General features: G+C 39.9%; 7 protein-coding genes and 2 pseudogenes. 6 read left to right on the top strand and 3 right to left on the bottom strand.

Features of this window, described 5'->3' with window-relative positions; translation table 11 throughout:
* Nucleotides 1-453: 453 nt before the first annotated feature.
* A complete protein-coding gene (locus V6C71_08625; GenBank protein ID HEY9768557.1) occupies nucleotides 454-777 on the bottom strand; it encodes a Nif11-like leader peptide family RiPP precursor in 324 nt (107 codons plus the stop codon).
* A 281-nt stretch (nucleotides 778-1,058) separates the two neighbouring features.
* On the opposite strand from V6C71_08625, the gene V6C71_08620 reads away from it, so the two are divergent.
* The 6 genes and pseudogenes from V6C71_08620 (at nucleotide 1,059) to V6C71_08595 (ending at nucleotide 4,602) form a co-directional block, all read left to right on the top strand.
* On the top strand, nucleotides 1,059-1,418 hold the full coding sequence (locus V6C71_08620; GenBank protein ID HEY9768556.1) for a hypothetical protein: 360 nt from the start codon (nucleotides 1,059-1,061) through the stop codon (nucleotides 1,416-1,418).
* A gap of 90 nt (nucleotides 1,419-1,508) precedes the next feature.
* Nucleotides 1,509-1,745 (top strand): annotated as a pseudogene (locus tag V6C71_08615) (IS1 family transposase).
* Between the two features lie 189 nt (nucleotides 1,746-1,934).
* A pseudogene (locus V6C71_08610) lies at nucleotides 1,935-2,286 on the top strand (IS1 family transposase).
* Between the two features lie 1,019 nt (nucleotides 2,287-3,305).
* The gene (locus V6C71_08605; protein ID HEY9768555.1) at nucleotides 3,306-3,470 is read left to right on the top strand and encodes a hypothetical protein; all 165 of its coding nucleotides are present in this window, start codon (nucleotides 3,306-3,308) and stop codon (nucleotides 3,468-3,470) included.
* Entirely contained in the window at nucleotides 3,425-3,610 is a 186-nt protein-coding gene (locus V6C71_08600; GenBank protein HEY9768554.1) for a hypothetical protein, read from the top strand. The genes V6C71_08605 and V6C71_08600 overlap by 46 nt, the downstream gene beginning before the upstream one ends.
* A 74-nt stretch (nucleotides 3,611-3,684) precedes the next feature.
* Nucleotides 3,685-4,602 (top strand): GIY-YIG nuclease family protein, encoded by a 918-nt coding sequence (locus V6C71_08595; GenBank protein ID HEY9768553.1) that lies wholly within the window; start codon nucleotides 3,685-3,687, stop codon nucleotides 4,600-4,602.
* Nucleotides 4,603-4,619: 17 nt separating this feature from the next.
* Here the strand turns inward: V6C71_08595 and V6C71_08590 are convergent, their stop codons facing one another.
* Nucleotides 4,620-4,811 carry a hypothetical protein gene (locus tag V6C71_08590; protein ID HEY9768552.1) on the bottom strand — a complete coding sequence of 64 codons (192 nt, stop codon included), beginning with the start codon at nucleotides 4,809-4,811 and terminating at the stop codon, nucleotides 4,620-4,622.
* A gap of 20 nt (nucleotides 4,812-4,831) precedes the next feature.
* Nucleotides 4,832-5,692, bottom strand: a complete 861-nt coding sequence (locus V6C71_08585) for a tyrosine-type recombinase/integrase (GenBank protein HEY9768551.1) — start codon at nucleotides 5,690-5,692, stop codon at nucleotides 4,832-4,834.
* Nucleotides 5,693-6,015 lie beyond the last annotated feature (323 nt).

Below are 6,015 nucleotides of genomic sequence, written 5' to 3'. Positions count from 1 at the left end.
ACAACGATATCGCTGTTTACCTTCTCCAGATAACCCGTGCTTGACGATATCTGTAGAATTACAATCTGGACAAATTATAGCGATAAAAACAGTCATTGATAATATTTGAATAGTTAATTTATCCCTTTAAGATATCATTTTGACCACAGATTTACAACACTACCCGGAATAACCGCTTCTAATTTCAGTTTCTTTAATTAAATTCTCAAATCAACGCTTCTAGAGTACGGGTAGATAAATTCTACATTTCTTCTCTCGAGGCGTTTTATTGTATTAATAAATAGGGTGATAAGCGAAATCTAACAAAGCGATCGCTCATTGAACAGATGAATTTCGATGTTTAGGGGTAAATAAGCGCGAAGCTGTCACTCTTAGGCAATCTAGCCTTACTCCTTTATCGCGTGTTGGGGATGAAGGAGTAAGGGCGATCGCTTTGCGCAATCGCCAAGGCTTTTATTTCGGGAAAATATGTCGTCTAAGTCCAATACCTGGGTTGAAAATACCTGCCACATCCTCATCAGACAATTGGCTGAGTTGAGCCTCTAAATCTTCGACTTTAAAGTCATAGCCTCTAGCTTTAGCCAGCTCAATGAAAGCTTTTGGATTGCCAAGGGCTTTCTGTCTTTCTTGTTGAGCATGGGCTTGTTCTACTTTTTTATAGATTCGAGTAGCATTTTCCTTAGCCATAATTGTGCCTCCTTTTGCAAGGATAAATTGTATAAGGTTTCCGGACTTTTCGCACTTTGATTTTTTATAATCAAAAGTTATATTAAACATAATTTATTATAACTCAGAATTATTATCTAACTAACTTATTGTTGAACTTTGATGAAAATCGCACTAATTGGCATTTGAGTAGCAAGTGTTCAGATAATTACTCTAAGCCTGAAAGTCTTTGGCTCTCCAGTGTTCTAGAACTCAAAGTGGCGCTCGCTCATTGAACAGATGGATTTCGATGTTTAAAGACTTGTAATTATCGAGCAATTTTGAGAGTAAATCAGAGCTAGAATAAGGTTAAGTAACCTCATTTTGTTGCTAGAAACAGCAAGGAGGAATCGATGAAAGCTAAAAGTGATTCCAATTCGAGTATTCCGCATTACGACCCGCATATTGTCCCATCCGAATCAGTAGCTAGGGCGAAGAGAGAGGGTAAGCATTTTGGTCATGTTGACCATGACGATCCTGGCGATAAAGAACATATTCACAACCGAGATGGCTACACTGTTGACACTGAAGGGCTGCTTAATAACTATGCAGTGGAGACAGAAGCCTACATTTGTGAACCTGGAGATTTAAGACAAAAAGAGCTTGAGCTTAAGGCTCAACGTCGTCGTGAACTTCAAGAGTTGTCAGAAGATGAAAAAGGTAAATTGACCATGGAACACGACTGGCGACACAAAGGACCTGGATTAATTTAGTACAGCAAGGCTTAAGTAATTAAATATTCGAGATTACTGACCAAATAGATAATTTACGGTGTACTGATTCTTTTAAATCGTTCGTTACCAAATTATCTTTGCCGTAACTGCGATCGGCAGTTTATAGATACTTATGACCAGAGAGGTTATTCACAAGAGGCAAAGAAACATTGTCTGACATTATATTGCAATGGAATGGGATTTAGGGGAATTGAACGCTCCACAGGAATCTGTCACAATACCGTTATCAACTGGGTGAAACAAGCTGCGTTTCAAATACCAGAAGAAAACTACGAAATACCTGAAACAGCACAAATTGATGAATTATTTGCGTAGCTTATCCTTTAGGACAAACATTTGTGGGTTCAAAAAAAGCGGCAAGACCCCGCGTCGCCGATAGGCGCAAGGGAATGCTTGCCAAGACAACCAAATTTCCTAAAGGACGACGCGGAGCTAGTGTGACGCGAAGCTAATCCTTTAGGGCTTTAGCATACCGCTTCGCATATCCTTTAGGGCATATGGCTCTAGACAGCAGTAAATTCTCACTTCTTCAGGTGTCTTAAAATGGGTTATTGGCGATCGCTCGCAAAAGACTTTTCGTAATTTGTGGTGGGTTGTCCGAGGCTGGTGTTGCTTTTTGTATATCACGGATGGTTATCCTGTATATCCTTGTTTCATTAACGATTGCGATCATTTAGTTAGCAAAACAGCCATGACCAGAGTCGAAGGAGAAAATTCACGATTACGTCATTACCTTGCTCGTCTACATCGCAAAACGTTTTGTTACTCAAAATCGATTGAGATGCTGGAAGCTTCAATTCGACTTTTAACTTATTACCTCAAACATTGGACTATGCCTATTTTTTAGTTGCTCATCTATTCGTTGTGCAACGCCGGATATCGCTATACTCGGGCGGCGGCTTTTGGGCGGCGGCTTTTGAGTGGGAAGCTTCCCACTCAAAACGCGCCTTGTAAGAATATTCTTATCCAACCTCGACAGTTCCTATAACGGGGCGGCAGTCGCTTCAACGGAGGGAACCTCCACAACGCGCTGCCTTGGGAACCCCCGCAACGGACTGTGACGCGAACTTCTAATCATGCACGGACTCGCAAAACGCGCCTTGCAAAGCCCAAGACCGCCCGTGCATGATTAGCCCGTGCATGATTAGCTCCTTACGTCGCTTCCTCCTTACGTCCTAAAGGATACCGCTCCGCATATCGCGTCCGCTGCTCCGCTTATCCGCTCTGAGACTAACTTCGTGTTGCCTACGGCATAGCTTCGCAACGCATAATATCTTAAAGAGCAATATGCAGTTGGAACTGTCGAAATCAGGATAGTGCTGTCTAGAGCAAGGTTTTAAAAGTATTTAAAGAGAATATTTACAACTTGGTACTAATTTTATCTATTTTTAAAATCTTTCATAGCTTTCAAATCTCATGTAAAAGGAGTTTCAGATTGAGAATTGTTGGCAGATCGCTCTTGTTCACTTCGCTCTGGTACTCAAATAATCAGGGCTTTGAGCAATCGGGCGAGTTCCAGCATCTTTAAAAGTCTCTGCTATTTCAATGTGTTCGCTCATGTTAAATATTTGAGTAATTTGTTTTTTGACTTGAGTGTGAATTTATCATGAAACGATTTCGCTTTTCATCTAACTAAAGTTTAATCCGAATAAACGCGACTGCTTGGCTGCTAATCCGTAGTCACTTAGTGTCTCACCATTCGCGATCTCACCGGTCGCGTTTTGGGTAAGAATACTCTCACCCAAAAGCCGACCGACTGAATCTTCAAGAATATCGATTGATAATAGACAGCGATCGCTGCGAGCGCACTAAAACCCTACCCAATAGACTAAGACAAAAGCAGAAGACCACTAACGGTGAACTGTGATGAAGAGAACTTATAATCTATTGGGATACTTACTTTTAGGCATTAGTGCGATCGCCTTTGTCAATGCCAACAATACCGATGTAATAGCCACTGCACCAGCTACCGAAGAACAAACTCAATGCAGAAGCAGCAGGAGCAAGTTAATTCACTACAGACTCAGTTAGATACAGTTGATGATGAACTGGATAAGCAAGAGAGCGTTTATTTTCCTTATCGGGGCAAGGTAAGACGGGTGAAGATACTCGGACAGAACGAGCGAGCGATTACTGCTGAGGTGACGCTGGATATTAGGGGTGAGAAGTAAGGGCGATCGCTTTTCTTTAAGTAAAGAGTCGTAAAAGTGTTATATGTAAGTAACATAGCTCTTGAAATTGATTTATGGATAAAGATGACTGGAGAACTTGGAAGAAAGTTTTTCTAAGAAATAAGGAATTATTACCTGAGTATTCTGGAATATATATAGTTGCAGACCAAACATACTTTGTTCTATATGTAGGAAAAAGTAAAAATATTAAGTCTAGATGGAATGGTCATCATCGACATAAACAACTTATCAGAAGAGATAGAAAAGATAGAAGATTTTATATTTACTTTAATCATTTTTCTGAAGACAAACTTGGCGAAAAAGAAAGGTATTACATCGAGCTTATTGCTCCTTCTCTTAACAGTACTAAAATTACTAAATATATACCCAAAACTCCAACATCAGAAGGCGTATTGACCAAACTATTACGCGCCATCAATAGAAAAACTTCTTTATTTCCTAATGTTAGATCTTTAATATTGGGGTATTGGTACAATCATGAACTAAATGATGGTTATTGCCATATAGCGATCGCAGTTGGACTTAACGACCTTGAAGGTTCGGTTGTTAATTCTGCTTGCGTCAAAACTAAAAATAAATATATTAGAGGTTCGCTTAAAAAGAACAGCAATTGGAGGTACTACGAAACTTACTGTGGATTATCAGAAAATGAACATTACCCTAGAGCTATATTGACTTATTACTACCAAAAAACAGTATTACATTTTGTCTGGATCGGATGGGAAACAATTGATTGGGCTGGTGCTAACCAATCGGAGCTATCTTCGATTAACTTTTTTGGCGTAGAAACATATTGTCTGAACAATCCGCGCATATTAGAAACACTAAAACTGGAGCGTTATAACATGGTTAAAGATGAAAAAAAACAGCTTTCAGATTCAGACTTTATCGAGAGTATCTTGCCATTAATTAAAGCTGCAACACAGTCTAATTTCGAGACTACACAAAACCAAACCATTAAAACTCAATAAACTGACTACTACCAGCGTCAGGACTGATATGCAGATACCTCTCGGTAGTAGTCACACTCGCATGACCAAGACTCTGCTGTAACAACCTCACCAGCATGATTGGATAAGAGTCGCGAAACCCCAGCATCCCTCACGCTAAAATTACATCCAGCTTCTAGGCGATGACGCTTCGTGAGAATGTCGCAATCAATGTGCTGATGCCCTTTCATCTGACGGGGCGATCGCACCCTCAATCCAAATCGATAAACTTACTCGTACACTCCGATGGTTGCACATGAAGGTATCTCGAAGTTACCGCTAGTGAACTATGCCCTAGAGACTTCATCAACAGATCGATTCCTGCACCATTATTCAAACTATGACAAGCATGGGCATGACGCAGCCAGTGAGCGGAAGTATGGGGGTTAATCCCTGCTTTCTCTACTGCTTTCTTAATTAACCGATGGATCGCATGACGGTCTAACCGATTGCCAAACCTCGATAAAAACACAGCTTCAGTTCGATCACTTTTAGTCAGCTGCTGGAGTTCCGACCATAACTGATTACCTATTAACAAAGTTCTAGTTTTATGACCCTTACCGAATATGGTTACAGCGATCGCTTCGGAGGTCGGTTGAAAATCCGACCAATTCAAACCTACTAGCTCAGATATTCTCAAGCCCAAGATATATAAAAGAATGAGAATAGCGCGATCGCGTTCATTGGTAGCTGCATTAATTAAGTTTTTAACCTCTTCAGCTTGTAAAATCCTTTCATTCAAGGCATCTTTAGCCTTGGTAGTCTTAATCATTGATGCGGGATTAGCGAACAAATAGCCAGTTTTCACCCCAAAGCTAAACAAAGACTTAATAGCAGCCAATTTATTGTTAATCGTATTCTGACTTTTACCGCGCAGTTGAAACGATTCCAACCACAACAAAATATCTTCCAGCTTCACCTCTTGTAAATCTTTTCCCACAAAGGTGAGGAATTGCCTACTGATAGTAATATAAGTCTTTTGAGTAGTTAGGGACTTTTGGGAAATCCACAATCTAATCAATTCCACATCTCTTTTCGCGTCGGTTAGCTTTGGATAGGTATAAAGGGTCATTACAACAGAATTGTGCTTTTGTAACCATCATTGTTGATAAGGAAGACCAAGAATTAGAAAACACTTTTTAGGGCTATGATCAAAAGTAGTATCGAGGATAAAGATCCAGTCAGAGCGTGGTTGTTTTGGGGTTTGAAGTTCAAAAAGACCTAACTTTAAAAACCACCTAATGAAACTATATATAAAAGAATTTCGTAAGTATTCAGGTATCAAAAAGAGATAAATAGTTGCAACCGAGAAGAAAACTGGGTAATGTAACGATAGGATGAGCCAAAAACCAGAGTTGAACAATCAAGAGCAGTTAAACCAGTTGTCAAAAAAAG

The sequence above is a fragment of the Coleofasciculaceae cyanobacterium genome (assembly GCA_036703275.1).
Lineage (GTDB): Bacteria > Cyanobacteriota > Cyanobacteriia > Cyanobacteriales > Xenococcaceae > Waterburya.
The sequence above is the reverse complement of the archived record's forward strand: the minus strand, read 5'-3'. Positions and strand labels throughout refer to the sequence as shown.